Annotated in this window: 20 protein-coding genes; 12 read left to right on the top strand and 8 right to left on the bottom strand. The window is 64.7% G+C overall.

What is annotated here, in order from left to right:
• Positions 1–9 precede the first annotated feature (9 nt).
• The 3 genes from E0501_RS03100 to E0501_RS03090 all read right to left on the bottom strand — a co-directional run bounded on the left by E0501_RS03100 (position 10) and on the right by E0501_RS03090 (position 2007).
• Positions 10–426 (bottom strand): hypothetical protein, encoded by a 417-nt coding sequence (locus tag E0501_RS03100; protein ID WP_137699878.1) that lies wholly within the window; start codon positions 424–426, stop codon positions 10–12.
• A gap of 267 nt (positions 427–693) precedes the next feature.
• Positions 694–1164, bottom strand: a complete 471-nt coding sequence (gene msrB, locus E0501_RS03095) for a peptide-methionine (R)-S-oxide reductase MsrB (RefSeq protein ID WP_137699877.1) — start codon at positions 1162–1164, stop codon at positions 694–696.
• Positions 1165–1236: 72 nt separating this feature from the next.
• Positions 1237–2007 (bottom strand): potassium channel family protein, encoded by a 771-nt coding sequence (locus tag E0501_RS03090; RefSeq protein ID WP_193555870.1) that lies wholly within the window; start codon positions 2005–2007, stop codon positions 1237–1239.
• A gap of 220 nt (positions 2008–2227) precedes the next feature.
• On the opposite strand from E0501_RS03090, the gene cobS reads away from it, so the two are divergent.
• The 4 genes from cobS (at position 2228) to E0501_RS03070 (ending at position 7585) form a co-directional block, all read left to right on the top strand.
• Positions 2228–3214 carry a cobaltochelatase subunit CobS gene (gene cobS, locus E0501_RS03085; protein ID WP_137699876.1) on the top strand — a complete coding sequence of 329 codons (987 nt, stop codon included), beginning with the start codon at positions 2228–2230 and terminating at the stop codon, positions 3212–3214.
• A gap of 85 nt (positions 3215–3299) precedes the next feature.
• Positions 3300–5174, top strand: a complete 1875-nt coding sequence (cobT, locus tag E0501_RS03080) for a cobaltochelatase subunit CobT (protein WP_137699875.1) — start codon at positions 3300–3302, stop codon at positions 5172–5174.
• A 202-nt stretch (positions 5175–5376) separates the two neighbouring features.
• A complete protein-coding gene (locus E0501_RS03075; protein WP_137699874.1) occupies positions 5377–7179 on the top strand; it encodes an aminopeptidase P family protein in 1803 nt (600 codons plus the stop codon).
• Positions 7180–7240: 61 nt separating this feature from the next.
• Positions 7241–7585: a DUF427 domain-containing protein gene (locus E0501_RS03070; protein WP_137699873.1), complete on the top strand. Its 345-nt coding sequence runs from the start codon at positions 7241–7243 to the stop codon at positions 7583–7585.
• A gap of 37 nt (positions 7586–7622) precedes the next feature.
• Here the strand turns inward: E0501_RS03070 and E0501_RS03065 are convergent, their stop codons facing one another.
• The gene (locus E0501_RS03065) at positions 7623–9311 is read right to left on the bottom strand and encodes a chloride channel protein (protein ID WP_137699872.1); all 1689 of its coding nucleotides are present in this window, start codon (positions 9309–9311) and stop codon (positions 7623–7625) included.
• A gap of 103 nt (positions 9312–9414) precedes the next feature.
• On the opposite strand from E0501_RS03065, the gene E0501_RS03060 reads away from it, so the two are divergent.
• The 3 genes from E0501_RS03060 (at position 9415) to E0501_RS03050 (ending at position 13702) form a co-directional block, all read left to right on the top strand.
• A complete protein-coding gene (locus E0501_RS03060) occupies positions 9415–10791 on the top strand; it encodes an FAD-binding oxidoreductase (RefSeq protein ID WP_137699871.1) in 1377 nt (458 codons plus the stop codon).
• Between the two features lie 122 nt (positions 10792–10913).
• Positions 10914–11837 (top strand): sulfite exporter TauE/SafE family protein, encoded by a 924-nt coding sequence (locus tag E0501_RS03055; protein ID WP_137699870.1) that lies wholly within the window; start codon positions 10914–10916, stop codon positions 11835–11837.
• A gap of 89 nt (positions 11838–11926) precedes the next feature.
• On the top strand, positions 11927–13702 hold the full coding sequence (locus E0501_RS03050) for a LuxR C-terminal-related transcriptional regulator (RefSeq protein ID WP_137699869.1): 1776 nt from the start codon (positions 11927–11929) through the stop codon (positions 13700–13702).
• 233 nt (positions 13703–13935) lie between these two features.
• Here E0501_RS03050 and recN read toward each other — a convergent pair whose 3' ends face one another.
• From recN to ftsZ, 4 genes are all read right to left on the bottom strand, one after another.
• Positions 13936–15588 carry a DNA repair protein RecN gene (recN, locus tag E0501_RS03045; RefSeq protein WP_137699868.1) on the bottom strand — a complete coding sequence of 551 codons (1653 nt, stop codon included), beginning with the start codon at positions 15586–15588 and terminating at the stop codon, positions 13936–13938.
• Positions 15589–15628: 40 nt separating this feature from the next.
• On the bottom strand, positions 15629–16480 hold the full coding sequence (locus E0501_RS03040) for an outer membrane protein assembly factor BamD (RefSeq protein ID WP_137699867.1): 852 nt from the start codon (positions 16478–16480) through the stop codon (positions 15629–15631).
• Between the two features lie 163 nt (positions 16481–16643).
• Positions 16644–17564, bottom strand: coding sequence for a UDP-3-O-acyl-N-acetylglucosamine deacetylase (gene lpxC, locus E0501_RS03035; protein WP_137699866.1), 921 nt, complete (start codon positions 17562–17564; stop codon positions 16644–16646).
• 207 nt (positions 17565–17771) lie between these two features.
• Positions 17772–19406, bottom strand: coding sequence for a cell division protein FtsZ (gene ftsZ / locus E0501_RS03030; RefSeq protein WP_137699865.1), 1635 nt, complete (start codon positions 19404–19406; stop codon positions 17772–17774).
• A 395-nt stretch (positions 19407–19801) separates the two neighbouring features.
• Here ftsZ and E0501_RS03025 point away from each other — a divergent pair, with 395 nt between their 5' ends.
• The 5 genes from E0501_RS03025 (at position 19802) to E0501_RS03005 (ending at position 24013) form a co-directional block, all read left to right on the top strand.
• Positions 19802–20218 (top strand): 5-carboxymethyl-2-hydroxymuconate isomerase, encoded by a 417-nt coding sequence (locus tag E0501_RS03025; protein WP_407943396.1) that lies wholly within the window; start codon positions 19802–19804, stop codon positions 20216–20218.
• A gap of 1 nt (position 20219) precedes the next feature.
• Positions 20220–21731, top strand: coding sequence for a 5-carboxymethyl-2-hydroxymuconate semialdehyde dehydrogenase (gene hpaE, locus E0501_RS03020; protein ID WP_137699864.1), 1512 nt, complete (start codon positions 20220–20222; stop codon positions 21729–21731).
• A gap of 85 nt (positions 21732–21816) precedes the next feature.
• Positions 21817–22668 (top strand): 3,4-dihydroxyphenylacetate 2,3-dioxygenase, encoded by an 852-nt coding sequence (gene hpaD / locus E0501_RS03015; RefSeq protein WP_137699863.1) that lies wholly within the window; start codon positions 21817–21819, stop codon positions 22666–22668.
• A 41-nt stretch (positions 22669–22709) separates the two neighbouring features.
• On the top strand, positions 22710–23690 hold the full coding sequence (gene hpaD, locus E0501_RS03010; protein WP_137699862.1) for a 3,4-dihydroxyphenylacetate 2,3-dioxygenase: 981 nt from the start codon (positions 22710–22712) through the stop codon (positions 23688–23690).
• An 11-nt stretch (positions 23691–23701) separates the two neighbouring features.
• The gene (locus E0501_RS03005) at positions 23702–24013 is read left to right on the top strand and encodes a cupin domain-containing protein (protein ID WP_137699861.1); all 312 of its coding nucleotides are present in this window, start codon (positions 23702–23704) and stop codon (positions 24011–24013) included.
• The last annotated feature ends 4 nt before the right edge of the window (positions 24014–24017 follow it).

Below are 24017 nucleotides of genomic sequence, written 5' to 3'. Positions count from 1 at the left end.
CAGGGCCGCTTATCCTTGCGCGTCCCTCAGGCGCGTCGCGGCCCAATGTGCCAGGGCCATTGCCCCCAGCCACAACAGAACCACCGGCGAGAAGAGCGAAAACAACAGCGCCGCCGCAACCAGGTCCATCCTGTGCGGGGACAAGAGCAGGATCCCCGCCAGCGTCGCCCCCAGAACCGTCGCGGCCAGCGATCCCAGGATCGCCAGCGCGAACCCCCGGACACCCTGATGTCCGAAAAGGCCCGCCGTGGCCATCCCCGCCAGCGCCGCGCCCGCGCCCGCGCCGGGCAGGAACAGCCAGGCCGGAACCGATGATGTGATGCTCCAACCGAATACCGCCAGCATCGCCCCGGCCACCACAACCCCGCACAGCCCCACGACCGCGCCCATGGCGCCCACATAACCCCAGTCGAAATTCCACTTCATCGCTGCCTCCGCTCGTGTCTCTCGCATTCAGCATCGACGCGCGGCGCACAGTCCGCGTGCAGCGTTTTCGCAGTTTTTCAGCATGTCGTGAAAAAGGTGGCGACAGGGCCCGTTCGAAACGCTGGGGGGCTGTTTTCGATGGCCCTGCCGCCTATTGCGTCAATTGTAAGGGACGATGACGCCCCCGATAATTATGAATTGCGCCGGTCACCGCCATAAACTTTCTGCATATTCGGTAAATCCCGGGTACAGAAGGGCAAATTACGCTCACGCCGGCTTGAACACGAGGCTCACGCCATTGATGCAGTGCCGCTTGCCCGTGGGCTTGGGGCCGTCGTCAAAGATGTGGCCCAGGTGGCTGCCGCAGCGGCGGCAATGGCATTCCGTGTGCACGCCCCAGATGGTGCGGTCCGGCATGGTGCCGATCGCCTTGGGCAGCGCCTTCCAGAAGCTGGGCCAGCCGGTGCCGCTGTCGAATTTGTGCTTGCTGGAATAAAGCGGCAGGTCGCAGCCGCGGCAGTGATAGGTGCCCTTCGCGTAAGTCTTGTCCAGCGGCGAGGTAAAGGCCCGTTCGGTGCCCTGCCGGCGCATCACCTTGTACTCCAGCGGACTCAGCATAGCGCGCCATTCCGCGTCGCTGCGCTCAACCTCGAAGGCGCGGGCCGCGCGCGGCATCATCCCCGCCAGCCCAAGCGCCGCCGCCGAAATGCCGGTGCCGATCAGAAAACGTCGTTTCATGGCCGTCCCTCCTGCCGCGCAGGGTGCGGGCGCGCGCCGCTCAAGGCAAATCACATCCCCGACACTTGGGCGTTACACCATCCCCTCGGTCTCGATGCGCACCGGCGCGCCGCAATGCTTGCAATGGATCGCATCCGGGTCATGCAGGCTCAGCCCGCAGGTCTGGCAGGTATGGCGCACCTTGCGCGGGCGAAAGAGCGCCGTCGCCAGCCGCAGGAAAAGAGTGATGCCGACAATCATCACCGCCACCGACAAAAGCCGCCCCCCCGTGCCGTCAAGCGTGATATCGCCGAACCCCGTCGTCGTCAGCGTCGTGACGGTAAAGTAAAGCGCATCGGCATAGTTCCGGATCTGGTCGTTATGGCCGTATTGCGTGGCATAGATCAGCCCGGTCATAACGAAGAGGAATACGTTCAGGTTGACCGTGGCCAGGATCACGTCCTCATGATCGCGGAAATAGCGGAAATCCTGCCGCAGCCGCGCCGTAAGCTGATAGGTATGCAACAGCCGCAGCGTGCGCAGGATACGCAGGAACCCAAAGCCCTCGCCCGCGATCGGCGCCAGGAACGAGATCATCGCCACGATATCCGCCCAGATGACCGGACGCAGGAAATACTGGCTCTTCCTCGGCTCGATCAGGAAGCGGATGATGAAATCGGTCAGGATCAGAACGCCGAACACCGCGTCGACGATTTCGATCGCCAGGGTATGCTCGAAGAACGAGGTAACGATGACGAAGGCGATCGTGATCAGGTCGAAGATCAACAGCGCATAGCGGAACCGGTGCGCCCGCGCGCTGCTGCCCTCGTAAAGCTCGTGCAAAAGAGCGAACCGTTCCGCCATTGAGCCTGCACTCCGTGCTGCCTATATACCCTTTTATGGCCGCAACACCGCGCGGTTGACCAGCCCCGCACAGCGTGCAAGTTGCCGCGGGGCATCCCCGGCGCCGCCGCGTCATATGGCGGTAGCGTTGCTGCAGTGCCCCCTTCCCCTTGCCCTTGGCCGCGATTTGTTGCACCACAGCGAGGTTGGCAGATGGCCCGGACTTGAAGGACGAAAAGACATGGCGGACGGATCGATCGACATCAATGCAAAACCGACCGAGGAAATCTCGGTTCGTGACGTGTTCGGCATTGATACGGACATGAAAATCAAGGGTTTTGCCGACAGTTCGGACCGCGTGCCGGACATCGACTCGACTTACAAGTTCGACCCCGACACCACGCTCGCCATCCTCGCCGGCTTTTCGCATAACCGCCGGGTGATGATTCAGGGCTACCACGGCACCGGGAAATCCACGCATATCGAACAGGTCGCCGCGCGGCTCAACTGGCCCTGCGTGCGCGTAAACCTCGACAGCCACATCAGCCGGATCGACCTGATCGGTAAGGACGCGATCAAGCTGAAAGACGGCAAGCAGGTCACCGAATTCCACGAGGGCATCCTGCCCTGGGCCCTGCGCAATCCCACCGCGATCGTGTTCGACGAATACGATGCCGGCCGCGCCGACGTGATGTTCGTCATCCAGCGGGTGCTGGAAACCGATGGCAAGCTCACCCTGCTCGACCAGAACGAGATCATCACCCCGCACAAGTATTTCCGCCTGTTCGCCACCGCCAACACCGTGGGCCTCGGTGACACCACCGGTCTCTATCACGGCGTTCAGCAGATCAACCAGGCGCAGATGGACCGCTGGAGCCTGGTGGCCACGCTGAACTATCTCAGCCACGACGCCGAAACCATGATCGTGCTGGGCAAGGCGCCGCATTTCAACACCGAAAAAGGCCGCCAGCAGGTCAGCCAGATGGTCACGGTCGCCGACCTGACCCGCACTGCCTTCATGAACGGCGACCTGTCGACCGTGATGAGCCCGCGCACGGTGATCAACTGGGCCTGGAACACCGAGATTTTCCGCGACGTCGGCTATGCCTTCCGCGTGACCTTCCTCAACAAGTGTGATGAGCTCGAACGCCAGACCGTGGCCGAGTTCTACCAGCGCTGCTTCGACGAAGAGCTGCCCGAAAGCGCGGCCAGCGTGAGCCTGGGGTGAGCCGGGATCGCTCATCCCGCCCTTGCGCGCGGGCCTCGCGAGGCGGTCCGCAAGGACCGATGAGCGCGTGGCCAAGGATGATCTGATGAGCAAACCCTCCGACAACCCCGCCGATCCGTTCAAGAAGGCGCTGGCCGAGGCCACCAAGGTCATGGCCGACGATCCGGAACTGTCGGTCTCCTACTCGGTCGATCCCGCTGGGCTCTCGGGCGACAACATGCGCCTGCCGCAGGTCAGCCGCCGGATGACCCGCGACGAGGTGCTGCTCGCCCGTGGCACCGCCGATGCACTGGCGCTGCGCCACAAATTCCACGATGCCGCCACCCATGCGAAATTCGCCCCCGCCGGCGACATGGCCCGCGACATCTACGAGGCGATGGAAACCGCCCGCTGCGAGGCGATGGGCGCCCGCGAAATGCCCGGCACCGCCAGCAATATCGACGTCAAGATCGCGGACGAGGCCCGCCGCCGCGGTTACGACCAGATCACCGATGCCGCCGACGCGCCGCTGGCTGCCGCCGCCGGTTATCTCGTCCGTCACATGGCCACCGGCCGCGACCTGCCCGAAGGCGCGAAAAACGTCATGCAGCTCTGGGAAGGCTTCATCGAGGAACAAGCCGGCGGCACGCTCGAAGACCTCCAGGCCAAGATCTCCGACCAAGCTGATTTCGCCCGCTTCGCGCGCCAGGTGATTACCGACCTGGGTTATGGCGATCAGCTTGGCGATGACCCCGACGCGCCCGACGAAGACCAGGACGATCAGGACAACGAGGCCGAGGAAGAGGAAAACCAGGACGACGCCGGCGAAGAGCAGAGCCAGGACCAGACCGGCGAAGCCGACCCCGACCAGACCCAGGACGAGCAGCAAGACGCTGCCGAGGCCCAGGTCTCGATGGACGAGATGGCCGACGAGGAAATGGGCGAAGAGGCCGACATGCCCGATGGCGAGGCCCCGCTCGAACCGCCGCCACCCGCGCCGCTCTCGGATGCCGATCCCGACTACACTGCCTATGAGACCGAGTTCGACGAGGAAATCGCCGCCGAGGACCTGGCCGAACCGGCCGAGCTCGAACGCCTGCGCGCCTATCTCGACCAGCAGCTTGACCCGCTCAAAGGCGCCGTCGGACGGCTCGCGAACAAGCTGCAGCGCCGGCTTCAGGCCCAGCAGAACCGCTCGTGGGAGTTCGACCGCGAGGAAGGCATACTCGACGCCGGCCGCCTGGCCCGCGTCGTCGCCAACCCGACCACGCCGCTCTCCTTCAAGATCGAAAAGGACATGGAGTTCCGCGACACGGTCGTCACGCTGCTTCTGGACAATTCCGGCTCGATGCGCGGCCGCCCGATCTCGATCGCCGCGATCTGCGCCGACGTGCTTGCGCGCACGCTCGAACGCTGCGACGTGAAGGTCGAGATCCTGGGCTTCACCACCCGCGCCTGGAAAGGCGGCCAATCCCGCGAGAAATGGCTCGGCACCGGTCGCCCGCAACAGCCCGGGCGCCTCAATGACCTGCGCCACATCATCTACAAATCCGCCGATGCCCCCTGGCGTCGGACCCGGCCCAACCTCGGCCTGATGATGAAAGAGGGGCTATTGAAGGAAAACATCGACGGCGAAGCGCTGGAATGGGCACACCGCCGGATGCTGATGCGCCCCGAGGCGCGCCGCATCCTGATGGTGATCTCCGATGGCGCCCCGGTCGATGATTCCACCCTCTCGGTCAACCCGGCGAACTATCTCGAAAAACACCTGCGCGACGTGATCGCGATGATCGAGAAGAAGAAGATCGTCGAATTGCTGGCCATCGGCATCGGCCATGACGTAACCCGCTACTATGAACGTGCGGTCACCATCACCGATGTCGAACAGCTGGCCGGCGCCATGACCGAACAGCTCGCCGCTCTGTTTGACACCGATCCGCGCGCCCGCGCCCGCTTCCTCGGTATCAAAAAGGCAGGCTGACCCCGCACGGCATGACAGCCCGGCGCGTCGCCGCGCGGGCGGCGCCGTCCGCCTGTTTCATCTTGCCAGAAATATCCCGGGGGTGTGGGGGCTGGCCCCCACCCGCCGCCCAAGGGGCCTGTGTCGGCCTGCCATCTTCTCCCATTCCCCGTTGCGCCGCGCGGCGTTTCGCGGTTCGATACCCGAAACGACAGGGGATTCCATGTTCCAGAGCTTCGAAGACACCGCAAACCCCTCCCAGGGGCCCGATCGCCTCGCCGCGCTCCGCGCGCTGATGAAAACCGAGGGGCTCGCCGGGTTCCTCGTGCCGCGCGCCGACGCGCACCAGGGCGAATACGTAGCCGACCGCGACGCGCGGCTCGCCTGGCTCACCGGCTTCACCGGCTCGGCGGGGTTCTGCGCCGTGCTGCCCAACATTGCCGGCGTCTTCATCGACGGGCGCTATCGCACGCAGGTGAAACGCCAGATCGACCTGGCGCATTTCACCCCCGTGCCCTGGCCCGAAACCCAGCTCAAGCACTGGCTCGCCGATCACCTGCCCGGCGGTGGCACGGTGGGCTACGATCCCTGGCTGCACACTCCGGACGAGATCAGCACCCTGGAAACCGCGCTTGCGCCCAAGGGCATCACGCTCGCGCCACATGCCAACCTCGTCGACATGATATGGCCCGATCAGCCGGAACCGCCCAGGGGCCGCATCACCCCCTATCCCGCCGATCTCGCCGGCGAAACGCACGAGGCCAAACGCGCCCGCCTGGCGCAGGCCCTGAAAGAGGCCGGGCAATCGGCCGCTGTCATCACCCTGGCCGATTCCATCGCCTGGCTGCTCAACATCCGCGGCTCGGATATTCCGCGCAACCCGGTGCCACACGCCTTCGCCATCCTGCACGACAACGCGCATCTGACGCTCTTTGCCGATGCCGCCAAGGTCGATGACAGCCTGCGCGCGCATCTGGGCACCCAGGTCACCATCCGCCCGCCCGCGGCGCTGGCGCCCGCGCTGCATTCGCTCACCGGCACCGTGCGCGTCGATCCCAAGACCGCGCCGATCCTCATCGTGCAGGAACTCGACGAGGCCGGCGTTTCCCACGCCTGGGGCGAAGATCCCTGCATCCTGCCCAAGGCCTGCAAGACCCCGGCCGAGATCGCCGCCACGACCGAGGCGCACCTGCGCGACGCGGCTGCGATGGTCGAGTTCCTCACCTGGTTCGACGCACAGCCCCCTGGCACGATCACCGAGATCGACGTGGTCACCACGCTCGAGGGCTGCCGGCGCGCCACCAACGCGCTTCTCGATGTCAGCTTCGACACCATCGCCGGCACCGGCCCCAATGGCGCGGTGATGCATTACCGCGTGACCGAAGACAGCAACACGCGGCTGGATGAGGGCCAGCTCATCGTCGTCGACTCGGGTGGCCAGTATATCGACGGCACCACCGACATCACCCGCACCCTGCCTGTCGGCGCGCCGGGGGACGAGGAACGCCGCTGCTTCACCCGCGTATTGCAGGGCATGATCGCCATCTCCCGCACACGCTTTCCCAAGGGCCTCGCCGGCCGCGATCTCGATGCGCTGGCGCGCTACCCGCTGTGGCTTGCCGGGCTCGATTTCAACCACGGCACGGGCCATGGCGTCGGCGTCTATCTCTGCGTCCACGAGGGCCCGCAACGGCTCTCGCGGGTCTCTGACGTGCCGCTCAAACCCGGCATGATCCTGTCGAACGAGCCGGGCTACTACCGCGAAGGCGCCTTCGGCATCCGCATCGAAAACCTGATCGTCGTGCACGAGGCGGCCGCCCTCGACGGCGCCGATGATCGCGAGATGTTCGATTTCCGCACGCTCACCTATGTGCCGATCGACCGCCGGCTGATCCTGCCCGCGATGATGGCCGCGGGCGAGATCGACTGGCTCAACCGCTACCATGCTGCCTGCCGCGACAAAATCAGCCCTCGGGTTTCCGATGCCGCTCGTCTATGGTTGGCGCAAGCAACCGAGCCCCTCTGACACGATTGCGCAACATTCACGCGCTATTGCGGGGCAATCCGAAATGGGAAGGAATTGGCCAATGGCTCCGAAAATCACCATCGTCCGTGCGCCCGGCACCTGGGTCGTCCGCGCCGGCGGCGCCGTTCTGGGCGAAACCCGCAATGCCCTGGAACTTACCGAGGGCGACCTGCCCCCGGTGATCTATTTCCCGCGCGAAGATATCGCCACGGCCTTTCTCGATGCCAGCGATCACAAGACCACCTGCCCCTGGAAGGGCGAGGCCACCTATTTCTCGATCGTGACGAAATCGACCACCCTGGAAAACGCCGCCTGGTCCTACGAGACCCCGAACGAGGACGTCGCGCGCATCAAGGATCACCTGGCCTTCTACGTCAGCGACAAGGTCGCCGTCGAACGCGTCTGACAGCGTAGGGTGGGTTTTCAACCCACCTCTCGCCATCTCACGAATGCTCTTCCGCCGCCGTCGCCGCCAGCGCCTTGTTATAGGCCTTCAGAGCATCGACATGCCACAATGCCCCCCACAGCTCGGGGGGCTGATCCTCGCCCGCGATGCTCAACACCGGCAGATAGGCCGCGCCCGAACGCTCGAAGACCGGCATCGCGGTTTCCAACGTGGCATTGGCGTCCACGTAAACGCCGTCCTGCACCATCTCCCACAGCTCGGCCTCCTCGGGGCATTCGCGGTCGCCCAGCGGTTTCATCAGGCCCGCCGCCCGGAACATCGCCAGCAGATAGGCTTGCGGTCCCGCCGCCAGGTGCACGCCGCGCCGTTCCAGCACGGTCAGGAAGAACGACCGGTCCACCAGCCGTGATCCCAGCGCCGTCGACATGCTGACCGCCACCATCACCGCCAGCCCGGTCTGCCAGTCGCCGGTCATCTCGAACACGATCAGCGTGGTCGAGATCGGCGCACCCAGCACCGCCGCCGCCACCGCCCCCATGCCCGCCAGCGCATAAAGCGTGTGCGAGCCCGAAACCTCGGGGAAGATCGAGGTGGCGATCAGGCCAAAGGCCAGCCCGGTCAGCGCCCCCAGCATCAGCGAGGGCGAAAACACCCCGCCCCCCATCCGGCCCGCCATGGTGATCGCCACCGCCACCACCTTCAGCACCGCGAACACCACCGCCTCGTGCAGCACCAGCTGCCCGGTAAGCGCGGCACTCGTCGTCTCGTATCCCACGCCGACGATATGCGGAAACCAGATCGCCAGCCCGCCCAGCATCAGCCCGGTGATCGCCGGGCGCAGCCAGCGCGGCAGCCCCACCCGCGCCTGCATGTGGCTGGCCACGTCATCGGCGAAGAACACCGATCGCATCAGCGCCGCCGCCACCACGCCGCAGACCAGCCCCAGGATCAGGTAGGCCGGCAGCTCGACATAGAATTCCAGCGCCGAGGTGCCGGGCAGCGTGAACTCGGTCACATCGCCGAAGGCCAGCCGGTTGATCACCGTGCCGGCGACGGATGCGATCACGATCGGCGCAAAGGCATGCAGGGCAAAATGGCGCAACACAACCTCCAGCGCGAAAAGCGCCCCGGCAATCGGCGCGTTGAAACTGGCCGATACCGCCGCGGCCACCGCACAGCCCAGCAGATCGCGCCCAGTCACGCCATTGGCGTGGATCCGGTCGCTTACCCAGGTCGACACAAGCGCGGCCATATGCACCACCGGCCCCTCGCGCCCGGTCGATCCGCCGGTGCCCAGCGTGATCATAGACGCCACGGCCGAGGCCAGCCCCGCCTTGCCCTCGACCCGCCCCTGGTAAAGCGCCGATCCCTCGATCACCTCTGCGACCGAGCGCACCCGCCCGTCATCCGTGAAATGATGCAGGATCAGCCCCACGGCCAAGCCCCCCAGCGCCGGGATGGCAAGCACCCAGTACCAGGGCAGCGTTTCGACGAAGGAATGCAGGCGGTTCACGTTTTCCGTGCCATAGGCCCAGCTCTGCAAGGCCTCGATCCCGGTGCGGAACAGTAGCGCCGCAAACCCCGCGCCGATCCCGATACCCAGCGCGATCAGCCAGAACTGGAAATGGCTCGGCCCGCGGTCCCGCAACACCTCGACGCCCCGGCAAAGGTCCTGCCAGCCCTTGGCCAGGCTTTCGGACAGGAAGGATCCCCGTTTCTGCGTCATCGCTCCTCAACTTCGGGCAATTTTAAGCAAATTGAAAAGGGCTCCCCTTCCCCGCGCCACCCGCTTCCCTTAGGCTTTCGGCAAACACATGCCGGGGGAAATTATGCCGATTCAAGCTGCACTTGCCGAGTTGTCCACATTACTAGGCCAACGGCTCAGCCTGTCCAAGTCCGATCTGGAACTGCATGGCCGCTCCGAGACGTATTTCCCCACCACGCCCCCCGATGCCGTGGCCTATCCCGAAACCACGCAAGAGGTCTCGGACCTGGTCAGGATCTGCGCCGCGCACAAACTGCCGGTCGTGGGCTGGGGCACCGGCACCTCGCTTGAAGGTCAGGCGGTGGCCTTCTCCGGCGGCGTGGTCGTCGATTTCTCGCGCATGAACCGGGTGCTCGACCTGCGCCAGGGCGACATGGACGTGGCGGTGCAGCCCGGCATCACCCGCGAGGCGCTGAACGAGGAACTGCGCGCTACGGGGTTGTTCTTTCCCGTCGATCCCGGCGCCAACGCCTCGATCGGCGGCATGGCCTCGACCCGAGCCAGCGGCACCACCGCGGTGCGCTACGGCACCATGCGCGACAACGTGCTGGGGCTCGAAGTGGTGCTCGCCGATGGCCGCATCATCCGCACCGGAACCCGCGCCCGCAAAACTGCTGCGGGCTACGATCTTACCGGCCTCTTCGTCGGCGCCGAAGGCACGCTCGGCCTGATTACCGAGCTCACCCTCAAACTTCACGGCCAGCCCGAGGCGATCACCGCCGCGATCTGCGCCTTCGATACCGTCGACGATGCCGTGCGCGCGGTGATCGACACCATCCAGATGGGCCTCTCCATGGCCAGGATCGAGCTGCTGGATGCCGAAACCGCCAAGGCGTTCAACGCCTATGCCGGTGCCTCCATGCCCGAATGCCCGCACTTGATGGTCGAGTTTCACGGCTCGGAAACGGGCGTGGCCGAAATGGCCGAAACCTTCGGCGCGATCATCGCCGATCACAACGGTCACGGCTTCGACTGGGCCACCCGGCCCGAAGACCGCAACGCGCTCTGGACCATGCGCCACAATGGCGCCTATGCGATCTACGCGGCGCGGCCGGGCTGGAAATCGCTGGTCACCGATGTCTGCGTGCCCATTTCCCGGCTGGCCGAAGCGGTGAACGAAACCGCCGCCGACCTGCGCGACAGCGGCCTTTACGGCCCCATCCTGGGCCATGTCGGCGATGGCAATTTCCACTCGGTCATCATGTTCGACCCCGCGGATCAGGCCGCGCTCGAACGGGTCAAGGCCGCCTCGAACCGGATGGTCGAACGGGCTCTGGCCATGGGCGGCACGATGACCGGTGAGCATGGCATCGGCGTGGGCAAGATGGGATACATGCAGGCGGAACACGGCCAGGGCTGGCAGGTAATGGGCGCGATCAAGCAGGCGCTCGACCCACAGAATATCCTCAACCCCGGCAAGATGGTCCCACCCCGCAACTGATGGCGCCGGCTCCGAGCGGGGCGAACTGACGCAGACCCGGGGTTTGACGGGCCCGCTCTCTTGCCACCGCCCCGGCACAGGCGTAGGCGCGGCGCATATCCAAACAGGCACATCCGGGTCCCATGGAACTCTATCTGCCCATCGCCGAAGTGTCGGTGAACGGCCCACTCCTTCTTTCGATCGGACTCGTCGTGGGCCTGCTCTCAGGCATGTTCGGCGTGGGCGGCGGGTTCCTGATCACGCCGCTTCTGTTCTTCATCGGCATTCCGCCCGCCGTTGCCGTGGCCACATCCGCCAACCAGATCGTAGCCTCGTCCTTTTCGGCGATCCTCGCCCATATCCGACGCCGCACCGTCGATTTCCCGATGGGCATCGCGCTGATGGTGGGCGGCCTCGCCGGCTCGACCGTCGGGGTCTACATTTTCAACCTGCTGCGCCAACTCGGCCAGGTCGATCTGCTGGTCAATCTCTTCTACGTCGTATTTCTCGGCCTGATCGGCGCGCTGATGTTCGTGGAAAGCCTGAACGCCATCCGCAAGGCCCGGGTCAAAGGCCCCCAGCCCAAACGCAGGAAAGGCGGGCGCGACTGGGTGCATGCCATGCCGGTGCGGTTCCGTTTCCGCGCCTCCGGGCTTTACATCTCGGTCTTCCCGCCCCTGCTCGTCGGTTTCTTCGTCGGCGTCCTCTCGGCCATCATGGGGGTGGGCGGCGGTTTCGTCGTCGTACCCGCGATGATCTACATCCTCGGTATGCCAACCAAGGTCGTAGTCGGCACCTCTCTCTTTCAGATCATCTTCGTGTCCGCCTACACCACGATGATGCACGCCTATACCAGCCACACGGTCGACACGGTGCTGGCCGTTCTCTTGCTCGTGGGCGGGGTGATCGGCGCCCAGATCGGCACCCGCATCGGCCTTTTGCTCAAGGCCGAACAGCTGCGCATCCTGCTCGCCCTGCTGGTGCTCGCCGTTTGCCTCAAGCTCGGGCTCGATCTCGTGCTCCACCCGTCCGAGCTCTTCTCGATATCCGCCCCGCGCCGGCTCTGAGCGCGCCCAAAACCGAAACAGTCTGTTTCCCTTGGAAAAACCCGATCTGCGCTATAGTTTCGCCCGGTGATCAGGGGGACAACGGCATCATGAATGCCAAACTGCCAACCAACGGCACGCGCGCGGAAAATCCGAACGCGCTCGCGCAGGACGTAATCGACCGGCTTTATGACGTCGCCGTCGATCCGATCCGGTACGAGGAACTGCTCGATCAGTGGGAAACCATGATCAGCCCCTATCGGCGTGCAAAGGGCCTCGATACGCCCATCGCGCTGACCGCGATCGATTTCGAATCTCATTTCCAGCGCGCCTCGAAACTGCTCGACAGCATCGACCCCGACCGCAGCGCCGAAAGCGACAGTGCCGACCTTCTCTCGCGGTTCGAGAAATCCGCTGCCTTTACCGTGATGCGCGATCTCTCTATCGGCGCGGTCAACCCGCCCGCTGCCGCGATCCTGTCGCTCGGCCCGGGCCAGTCGCTCGGCCAGTTGCCGCTGGACGAGGATGATCTCGATGCCCTGCAGGCGCAGATCGCGCGGATGCTGCAATCGAATGTCGATCTGCCCACCATGTTCCGCGCCCGTGTCACCGGCAAATCGCGCATTATGGTGATCCAGCTTCGCGTCATCCGCCCGGCCGATGCCGCCCCCTTCGTTGTCGCCGTCACCTCCGAACTGATCTGGCCCGACGGGTTCGACGGTTTTCTCAAGAGCGTGTTTGAACTGACCGATGCGGAAACCGAGATCCTGCGCGCACTCTCCGAATGCCATTCACTCAAGGAAATCGCCGATATACGTGGCCGCTCGGTGGAAACCGTGCGCGCGCAGCTTAAATCGCTCCAGTCGAAAACCGAAACCCGAAGCCAGGCCGAACTGGTGCGGCTCACGCTCTCGACCATGGACATCGCCACCTTCACCCAGGACGCGGCAGCCGCGGCACCCAGCCACTCCAGGGGCTTCCAATCGCTTGAACCGCGCCCCTTCCAAACGCTCACCCTGCCGGACGGGCGGCGGTTCGACTACCTGATCCTCGGTGATCCCGATGGACGGCCCTGTTTCTTCGGTCCGCAGGATTACGGCCTCACCCGCTGGCCCGCCTCGGCCGAAGCCGAAGCCGCGCGCCGCGGGATCAAGGTGGTCGTCCCGGTGCGCGCGGGCTTCGGGCAATCCACGCCCCTGCCGCGTGGCAGTGAACTTTCCAGGGTCATCCCCCAGGATTATGCCCACCTGCTCGATCACCTGGGCATCGACCGCCTGCCGATGATCTCGCTTGGCGGCGATTTCTTCTTTTCCGCCCATTTCCATGATGCCTACCCCGACCGCGTCAGCGCCCTGATCGCCTGTGCCGGCGTGCTGCCCCTCACCCGGGCCGAACAGTATGAGCGGATGGAGAAATGGCACCGCTTCATCCTCGCAGGCGCGCGCTACACCCCGCATCTGCTGCCCTTCATGGTCAAGGCCGGCTTCGCGCTGGCGCGCCGGCTGGGCAAACGCGCCTTCGTGCACGCAGTCTATGGTAACTCGCCCGCCGATGTCGAAACCTTCGAAAACCCCGAGGTGTTCGAAGCCATGGTCGTCGGCTCCGAGGTCTCGCTGTCGAAGGACCACATCGCCCATGCCGCCTTCTCGGCGGAAGTGATCGAACAGGAAACCACCGACTGGCGCGGCCCGGTCGAGCGTATCCGCGGCAAGGTGCCCGTGCATTTCCTGAACGGCTTACAGGATCCGCAGATCCCGCGCGACACGCTGACCGAACTGAGGCAGGACTACCCCTGGATCGATTTCACCACCTACGAGGATTCAGGTCAGCTGATCTTCTTCCAAAGATGGCCTGAAGTGATTGAATTGGTGGAAAGATATCTCTGAAACGCGGGGTTTACCCCATATGGGGTATGACAGCCGTCCGCGACTCGGCCAATGTGACCTCACAAAGACATTTTCAAACTGCCTCAGGGCCAGAAATTTTACTTAATGCGCAGCTTCGGGTTTCCGGGCATGCGGTTTCAAATCCGGTCGGTGTCCCCCGGCCAACGGAAAGCGGTCCCCGATGGGCAATGGCGCAGCGTATTGGCGCTAACCCTGACGGGGCCGCTTTTCGCTTATCCGATCAGGCGTTCCGCCGCGGCGCGGGCTTCGTCGGTGATCTGATCACCCGAGATCATCCGGGCAATCTCGTCCACCCGTTCACCGCTCATCAATGGCACCACGGTCGAAAGCGTCATGTCGCGCTCGACCCGCTTTTCCACCCGCCAGTGATGCGCCGCCTTGGCCGCCACCTGCGGTGAATGCGTCACCACCAGAACCTGCGCGCCCTCGGCCAGCTCGGCCAGGCGGCGGCCCACCGCATCGGCCGTGGCTCCGCCCACGCCGCGGTCGATCTCGTCGAAAATCATGGTGATGCCGCTGTTACCCTGCGCAAGGCACACTTTCAGCGCCAGCAGGAACCGGCTCAGCTCCCCGCCCGAGGCGATCTTGGCCAGCGGCCCCGACGGCGCGCCGGGGTTCGTGGCCACGGTAAAGCTCACCGCGTCGATGCCCTCGGGGCCCGGTTCGGCTTCGGTGATCTCGGTGGCGAACACCGCGCGCTCCATCTTCAGCGGTGCCAGTTCGGCCATCACCGCCTTGTCCAGCTTTCCTGCCGCGTTCCGGCGGATGTCGCGCATCTCGCCCGCGGCCTTGTCATAGGCGGCCTGCGCGGCCCTCGCCGCCTTCTCCAGCTCGGCAAGGTCGGCATCGCCCTGCTCCAGCGCCGCCAGCCGGCCGCGCAACTCCCCGGCAAAGCCGCCCAGCTCGTCGGGCAGCACCCCGTGCTTGCGCGCCAGGGCCCGGATCGCGAACAGCCGCTCCTCGCACGCCTCCAGCTCATGCGGATCGAACGACAGCTCATCCAGCGCCCGGCTCACCCCGTCGCTGGCCTCGGCCAGCTCGTTCAGGGCACGGCCCAGCGCTTCGATCGGCTCGTCCAGCAGGCCCTCGGTGGGCCCGGCCGCACCTTCCAGCCAGCGCAGCGCATCGCCCGCCGCGCCCTCGGCGTTACCGCCCTCGCCTTGCAGCACCTGCAGGGCGCGCGCGATATCCTCGCGCACTTTCTCGGCCCCCTGCATCCGGCGGCGCTGCGTGTCCAGCGCCTCGTCCTCGCCCGGCTGCGGGTCCAGCATGTCCAGCTCGGCCACCGCGTGGCGCAGGAAATCCTCCTCCTCGCGCGCCGCGGCAATCCGCTCGCGTGCTTTTTCCAGCTCTTTCAAGGCCTTGGAACGCGCATTCCACAACGCGCGCAGCCCCGCCAACTGCTCCTCGGCGCCGGCAAACGCATCCAGCAGCGCCCGGTGCCCGCGCGGATTCAGCAGCCCGCGATCGTCATGCTGGCCATGCAGCTCGACCAGAACCTCCGACAGCTGCCGCAGCACCTCGCCCGAACAGCGCCGGTCATTTACCCAGGCCGTCTTGCGCCCGTCGCGGGTGTTCACCCGCCGCAGGATCAGCTCGTCACCCGCCGGCAGGCCCGCTTCCTCCAGGATGGCATGGGCCGCGTGCCCCTCGGGCAGGTCGAACACGGCCATCACCTCGCCCTGTTCGGCCCCTGCGCGCACCAGTTCCGCGCGCCCGCGCCAGCCCAGCACGAAACCAAGCGAGTCGAGCAGGATGGACTTTCCTGCCCCGGTCTCGCCGGTCAACGCGTTCAGGCCCGGCTGGAAATCCAGGTCCAGCCGGTCGATGATCAGCATGTCACGAATTTCAAGGCTGCGCAGCATGTCACCCGTCGGGTGGGTGCACCCCACCATCCCCCATGGCCTACAACCACTGCCCCTTGATCATCTGGCGATAGATCTGCCGCAGCCAGCTGTCGCCAGCCGCCTTCAGCTCCAGGCCTCGTCCGGTCAACAGCTTGTAACTGTCCTCGTACCAGTCGGTCCCGCGGAAGTTATGGCCCAGGATGGCGCCTGCGGTCTGCGCCTCGTCGGTCAGGCCCAGTGACAGGTAGGCTTCCACCAGCCGGTGCAGTGCCTCGGCGGTGTGGCTCGTGGTCTGGAAATCCTCGACCACGACGCGGAACCGGTTGATCGCCGCGGTGTAATGATCGCGCCGCAGGTAATAGCGCCCGATCTCCATTTCCTTGGCCGCCAGATGGTCGAAGGCCAGGTCGAACTTCAGAACCGCCGATTTGGCGTATTCGCTGTCGGGGTAGCGTTCGATCACCGCGCGCAGCGCCTGCAGCGCCTGGAAGGTCAGCCCCTGGTCGCGGCCCACCTCGTCGATCTGGTCGTAATAGCTCAGCGCCAGCAGATACTGCGCATAGGCGGCATCGTCATCTGTCGGGTAGAAATCGATATAGCGCTGCGCGCTGGCGCGGCTGTTCTCGTAGTCTTTTCCCTGGTGATAGGAATACGCTTGCATGATCAGCGCGCGCTTCGCCCAGTCCGAATAGGGATAAAGCCGCTCGACCTCGCCGAAATAGAAGGCCGCCTGATCCGCCTGGCGCCGGTTCAACTCGTATTCGCCGCGTTCAAAGATCTGCTCGGCGGTAAAGCTCTCCATCGGGATATCGCCGCGGCGGGCCAGCTCGGCCGTGTCACCACAGCCGCTCAGCAATGCCGCCGCCACAACAGCGCTCAGCGCCCCTGCCCGGAATCTGCCGCCTGTCATCGCCGATCTCACCCTTGTCCGATCCAGATGGTGGGCCTTTTGCCCCTCTGCTCTGGCACTTCCTAGCACAGAAAATTCCGGTGCAAAACGCCTTTGACACCGATTGCAGCAGGCAATTTGGCGCGGATTACAAAATCTTGTGCGGATTTTGCCGGTACGGGCGTCAGGCGACGGCCGGCACTTCGCCCAGATGCACCCCGGCACCGGGCAGTTGTTCGGCGGTTTCCGCGTCGCAAACCACCATGCGGAAGGCGCCCGGCGTGGCAAACATCTTGTGCAACAGGTCGTTGGTCAGGGCGTGTCCCGCGCGATGACCGATGTAACGACCCAGAATCGGCGCCCCTGCCAGTGCAAGGTCACCCAGCGCATCCAGCATCTTGTGGCGCACCGCCTCGTCGGCATGGCGCAGCCCGCCCGGGCTCAGGACCTCGGTCCCATCGACCACCACGGCATTGTCCAGCGTACCGCCCAGCGCCAGCCCCTGCGCCCGCATCGCATCCACATCGGCCTTGCGGCAGAAGGTGCGGCTGTCACACAGTTCGCGCACGAAGGATCCGTTCGACATGTTCAGAACCTTGCGCTGCACGCCAATGGCCGCATCCTCGAACTCGATGCGGAAATCGATGGTCAGCCCCCGGCCCGGCTCCAGCCGTGCCAGCGACTCGCCCTTGCGCACCTCGATCGGCTGCAGAACCTCGATCGCGCGCACGGGTGCGGCCAGCCGCACCACCCCGCGCGACAGGATGCCCTTCACGAAGCTCGCCGCGCTGCCATCCAGGATCGGCACTTCCGGGCCGTCGATCTCGATCAGCGCATTGTGCACCCCGCAGCCCACCAGCGCCGCCATGATGTGTTCGATGGTCGACACCGAAACGCCCCGGGCATTCTCGATCCGGGTGCAGAGCGGGGTCTGGTTCACCGCGTCCCAGCGCGCCGGCACGAGGGCATCCCCAACGGCGATATCGCTGCGCTTGAACCAGATGCCATGCTCGGCCGAAGCCGGATGGATCGTGGCCCGCGCAGGTTTGCCGGAATGAAGCCCTACACCAGTAAAGCTTACGGGGGTTTTGATCGTGGTCTGCACGAAAATCCTCAGGGTGTCGCAGGCTGTTCCTGCAATCTGACGGGAACGTAAAGGAAGGGGTGCCAGCCCTCAATTCAATCTTTGTAACGGTATGAAACATCCCCCCGGCGGGATCGGCGGATAACCGCCACACATGAGCCAACCCCCTGCCCCGAAAAGAAAAAGCCGCCCATCGGGCGGCTTTTCCGGATCAGTTGTGACCTTGGGTCAGTTGGCCTGACGGCGCAGGAATGCGGGGATTTCGATCCGCTCCTGCTCGGCTTCGTCCTCTGCGGACGGTGCCGGCGCGTGGCGCTGTGCCTGCACCTGCGGCTGCTGGCGCGGCGGTTGCTGCGGCTGTTCGGCGCCATGCCCGGTCATCCGGTTGATAAGCGAGTTGATGCCGAACCGCGGCTTCTCGGCTTCGTTGCGCGGCGCGGCGGCGGGCTGCTCCGGTGCCGGATCGGCGCGGCGGTTGGCAGTTGCCTGCGGCGCACGCTGCACAGCGGCCTGCAGACGGGCCAGCGCATCCGGGCTCGGCGTGCCGGGGGCCGGGGCACGGGGCGCCACGAACTCCTCGGGCTCGGCCTCGAGCGCATCGGGCTGCGGCTGGAACTGCGCCACCCGCGGCTGATAGGCCGGCGGCGGCAGGTCATCCTGCACCTGCGCGGCAACCTGCGGCGCGTCTTCGCCAAAGATGTCTTCCATCTGGTCCTCGGCAGCGGCGGCCTCGGCATCCTCCAGATCCTCGAACAGCGACGGCTCCTCGGCGGCGCGCGCCGCCACCTGCGGCTGCGGTGCCTCGGCAAACTCGTCCTGCGGCTCTTCCGCCGACACGGTGGGCTTCAGCGGCTCGGCCAGCGACCGGCGCGGCACCGGAACGTCATGCACGATCGCGCTGGCATCGATACCCGTGGCGACGACGCTCACCCGCATCATGCCCTCCATGCCCGTATCCAGCGTGCTGCCGACGATGATGTTGGCGTCCGCGTCCACTTCCTCGCGGATGCGGTTGGCGGCCTCGTCCAGCTCGAACAGGGTCAGGTCGTGCCCGCCGGTGATGTTGATCAGAACGCCCTTGGCGCCTTTCAGGCTGATCTCGTCCAGCAGCGGGTTGGCAATCGCCTTCTCCGCGGCCTGCGTGGCGCGATCCTCGCCGGTGGCTTCGCCGGTGCCCATCATCGCCTTGCCCATCTCGTCCATCACGGCACGCACATCGGCAAAGTCCAGGTTGATCAAGCCCGGCCGCACCATCAGGTCGGTCACGCCCTTCACACCCTGGTAGAGCACGTCGTCAGCCATGCTGAACGCTTCGGTAAAGGTGGTTTTCTCGTTGGCCAGGCGGAACAGGTTCTGGTTCGGAATGATGATCAGCGTATCGACGACCTTCTGCAGCGCCTCGACGCCGTCCTCGGCCTGGGTCATGCGCTTGCCACCTTCGAACTGGAACGGCTTGGTGACAACGCCAACCGTCAGAACGCCCAGTTCACGCGCGGCCTGTGCGATGATCGGCGCGGCGCCCGTGCCGGTGCCGCCGCCCATGCCGGCGGTAATGAAACACATATGCGCGCCCGCCAGGTGATCGACGATCTGTTCGATCGATTCCTCGGCGGCTGCGGCGCCGATGCTGGCCTTGGCGCCCGCGCCCAGACCCTCGGTTACCTTCACGCCCATCTGGATCTTGTTCGACGCCTGGCTTTGCTGCAGCGCCTGCGCGTCGGTATTCGCGACCACGAAATCAACGCCCTCCAGCGCTTTTTCGATCATGTTGTTGACCGCGTTGCCACCGGCGCCACCCACACCGAAAACGGTGATCCGGGGCTTCAAATCTTCCTGTCCGGGCATGGTGAGGTTCAAAGTCATTGCTACTGTCCGCCTGATTTGTTGACCCGCCAAAGCGGGTTTTTTCTGCCTGTTCCGCTCTTCTCTTAACCTTTGGCGCCCCAATCGTCACCAAAAAAACACGGGAAAACCACAAAATATCGTCAAAAAACGCCCAACTTACGCGGTATTTCGCCGATCTGCGCAGATATTGCGGGTCATCGCATTACTGACACAAATATACGATTCCCCTCGCGGAATCTGCAAAGATCGCGCGAGTCGCAGTTCGAGTTTGGTTTTTGGGGTCCCTGCTCGACCCTCGGTCACGTCTCTTTCGGACGATATTTAATAATCTTATCACTCCAATTCCGTGCTGTCACCCGCGAAGACAACGGCTCATGGCATGATTGTTGACTCACGCGCACAAGTTACTTAACATGTTAATTGAACTGGGAGGAGCAATCGACGTGCCGCATTTCAGCATCGAGTATTCGGCCAATCTCGAAGACATGGTCGACATCGCCGCGCTTTGCGATCACCTGCGCCGCGCGGCCATCGAAACCGGCGTTTTCCTCGTGCCCGGCATCCGCGTCCGCGCCTTTCGCGCCGCCCATGTCTCGATCGCCGATGGCGATGACAAACACGCCTTCCTCGATCTCTCGGTCCGCCTGCGCGGCGGCCGCGATCTCGATACCCGCAAACGCGCCACCGACCATATCTTCAAGGCCCTGCAGGCGTTCATGGCCCCTGCTCTGGCCCGCCATTCCATCGCGCTCTCGATGGAAATGCGCGACATCGACCCAGACCTCAGCCCAAAAACCGGCACCATTCGCGACCACCTGAAAGAGACCTGACATGTCCGAGCTTCAAGACAACATCGCCAAGGCGCAAACCTACCTCGCCCGCTTCAAGGAAACCGGCGTGATGAACCGCATCGGCGGCGCCGACCGCCCCGCCGCCTCGGGCGCCAGTTTCGACAACCACTCGCCAGTGGACGAGGCATTCCTGTGCAAGGTCGCCCGCTCGGACGCCGCCGATATCGACGCCGCCGCCCAGGCCGCGCATGAGGCCTTCCCGGCTTGGGCCGCGATTTCCGGCGCCGAACGCAAGAAGATCCTGCACAAGATCGCCGACGCCATCGTCGCCCGCGCCGAGGAGATCGCCTTCGCGGAATGCCTCGACACCGGCCAGGCCCTGCGCTTCATGCAAAAGGCCGCCCTGCGCGGCGCTGAAAACTTCCGTTTCTTCGCCGACCGCGCGCCCTCGGCCCGCGATGGCCAGACGCTCCCCTCGCCCACGCTGATGAACATCACCACCCGCGTGCCGATCGGCCCGGTGGGCGTCATCACGCCGTGGAACACGCCCTTCATGCTCAGCACCTGGAAAATCGCACCCGCCCTCGCCGCCGGCTGCACCGTGGTGCACAAACCGGCGGAGTTTTCGCCCATCACCGCCCGCATCCTGCTGGAAATCGCCGAAGAGGCCGGCCTGCCGCCGGGCGTTTGGAACCTCGTCAACGGGTTTGGCGAAGACGCGGGCCGCGCGCTCACCGAGCATCCGAAAATCAAGGCCATCGCCTTTGTCGGGGAGTCGAAAACCGGCTCGATGATCATGAAACAGGGCGCCGACACCCTCAAACGCGTGCATTTCGAACTGGGCGGCAAGAACCCGGTCGTGGTCTTCGACGATGCCGACCTCGACCGCGCCCTCGATGCGGCGATCTTCATGATCTATTCGCTGAACGGCGAACGCTGCACCTCGTCCTCGCGGCTCCTGCTGCAATCCACGATCGCCAGCGACTTCATCGAAAAGCTGAAGAAACGCGTGGAAAACATCCGTGTCGGCCACCCGCTCGACCCGAAAACCGAGGTCGGCCCGCTTATCCACAAGACCCATTTCGACAAGGTGACCAGCTATTTCGACGTGGCCCAAAAGGACGGCGCCACCATCGCCTGCGGCGGCACCCGCGTGGGTGACACCGGCTGGTTCGTCGCCCCCACACTCTTTACCGGCGCGTCCCAGGACATGCGCATCGCGAACGAAGAGATCTTCGGCCCCGTCCTCACCGCCCTCACGTTCGAGACCGAGGACGAAGCGCTCGAAATGGCCAATGCCATCGAATACGGCCTCACCGGCTATGTCTGGACCAACGATCTCACCCGCGCGCTCCGCTTTACCGAAAGGCTCGAGGCCGGCATGATCTGGGTGAACTCGGAAAACGTCCGCCACCTGCCCACCCCCTTCGGCGGGGTCAAGGCATCCGGCATCGGCCGCGATGGCGGCGACTGGTCGTTCGAATTCTACATGGAGCAGAAACATATCGGCCTGGCCACCGGCCAACACAAGATTCCGCAACTGGGACTCTGAGGAAACGCGCAGACACGAGCATTTTCAGGAAAAGTGGTTTCCGGTTTTCCGTTCGAAAATGCGACCCAAAAAACGGGAGGAGACCATGGGAGAGATCGTTCTCGCTGCCAAATGCACCCACGTGCCCACCATGCTCATGTCCGAGCAGGAGGGCCCTTTAAAAGGCACCCGCCAGCCCGCCATCGACGGGCATATGGAAATCGCCCGCCGCGCCCGCGCGCTCGGCGCCGACACGGTGGTGATCTGCGATACCCACTGGGTGATCAACGCAGGCTTTCACATCAACGCCAACGCCCGCTTCGAGGGGCTGTTTACCTCGAACGAGTTTCCGCAGTTCATTCAGGACCTGCCCTACGCCTATGACGGCAACCCAGGCTTGGGCGACGCGATCGCCAAATCCGCCAGCGACAAGGGCGTTTTCACCCTCTCCCACCATCTCGACAGTCTCGAGTTGGAATACGGCACGCTGGTGCCCATGCGCTTCATGTCGCGCGAACATGAAATGAAAGTGGTCTCTATCGCCGCATGGTGCACCGTGCACGACCACGATGAATCCCGCGTCATCGGCGAAGCCATCCGCGACGCGGTCGAAGCCAGCGACTCCAAGGTCCTGCTCGTCGCCTCGGGCTCGCTCAGCCACAAGATCTGGCCGAACAAGGACTACGCCGCCAATAACGGCACCTTCACCATCTCGTCCGAGTTCAACCGCCAGATGGACCTGCACGTGCTCGACATGTGGCAGCGCGGCGATCACGCCACCTTCCTGAAAATGCTCAAGGATTATGCCGATCACTGCTGCGGCGAAGGCTCGATGCATGACACCGCCATGCTTTACGGCGCGCTCGGCTGGGATCAGTATGACGGCAAATGCGAGGTCGTGACCGAGTATTTCCCCTCGTCCGGCACCGGCCAGACCAACGTCATCTTTCCCGTGTAGGGTGGGGTTTCACCCCACCGCACCGCCAAAGGAAACGCACCATGCCTATCCCCGCCCCGAACCTCTACCCGGAATTCAACATCGTCCGGCTCAGCCATGTCGAACTGGTGGTCACCGATCTTGCCCGCTCCCGCGCCTTCTACGTCGATACGCTCGGCCTGCAGGTCACGGACGAAGACAGCGAAACTATCTATCTCCGCGCGATGGAGGAACGCGGCCACCATTGCCTCGTCCTGCGCAAGGGTGAGGCGCCTTGCGCCCGCGATCTCGGCTTCAAGCTCTATTCCGAGGACGACCTCGACCGCGCCGCCCGATTTTTCGCAGAAAAATCGCTCCCCGTGGACTGGGTCGACCGCCCTTACCAGTCGCGCACCTTCCGCACCCGCGATCCGCACGGCATCCCGCTGGAATTCTACGTGAAAATGGATCGCCTGCCGCCGATCCACCAGAAATACGCGCTCTACAAGGGCGTCAAACCGCTCCGGATCGACCATTTCAACGTCTTCTCGCCCAATGTCGACGAAAGCGTGGCCTTCTACAACGATCTGGGCTTCCGCGTGACCGAGTATACCGAGGACGAGGAAAGCGGCCGCCTCTGGGCCGCCTGGACCCATCGCAAGGGCGGCGTGCATGACATCGCGTTCACCAACGGCACCGGCCCGCGCCTGCATCACACCGCCTTCTGGGTGCCCACGCCGCTCAATATCATCGACCTTCTCGATCTCATGGCCACCACCGGCTGGGTCGCCAATATCGAGCGCGGCCCCGGCCGCCACGGCATCTCCAACGCCTTCTTTCTTTATATCCGCGATCCCGACGGTCACCGGATCGAGATCTACTGCTCCGACTACCAGACCGTCGATCCCGATCTCGAACCGATCAAGTGGGACCTCAAGGATCCCCAGCGCCAGACCCTCTGGGGCGCCCCCGCCCCACGCTCCTGGTTCGAGGAAGGCTCGCTTTTCGAGGGTCAGGAGCCCGTCCCGGCCCAGCTCAAGGCCCAACCCATCATCGCCCCCTGAAAGGACAGCCCATGTGCGACACCACCCAAGGCACCGCCACCGGCGACGTCCTGATCAACAATGGCCGCGTGCGCGTCACCCGCTGGTCCTTCGCGGCAAAGGGCGACAACACCGGCTGGCACCGCCACGAACATGACTATGTCGTCGTCCCGCAATTCGACGGCACGCTCGAGATCGACCTGCCCGGCGGCGAAACCGTGACCGCCGACCTGCGCACGGGCGAGCCTTATTACCGCGAACTCGGCGTCGAACACGATGTCAAAAGCGGCAATGATTTTCCCTGTGCCTTCATCGAAATCGAACTTCTCGACCGGAAAGGGTAACCCG

The sequence above is a fragment of the Marimonas lutisalis genome, from assembly GCF_005434965.1.
In the GTDB taxonomy this organism is placed as follows: domain Bacteria; phylum Pseudomonadota; class Alphaproteobacteria; order Rhodobacterales; family Rhodobacteraceae; genus Marimonas_A; species Marimonas_A lutisalis.
The sequence above is the reverse complement of the archived record's forward strand: the minus strand, read 5'-3'. Positions and strand labels throughout refer to the sequence as shown.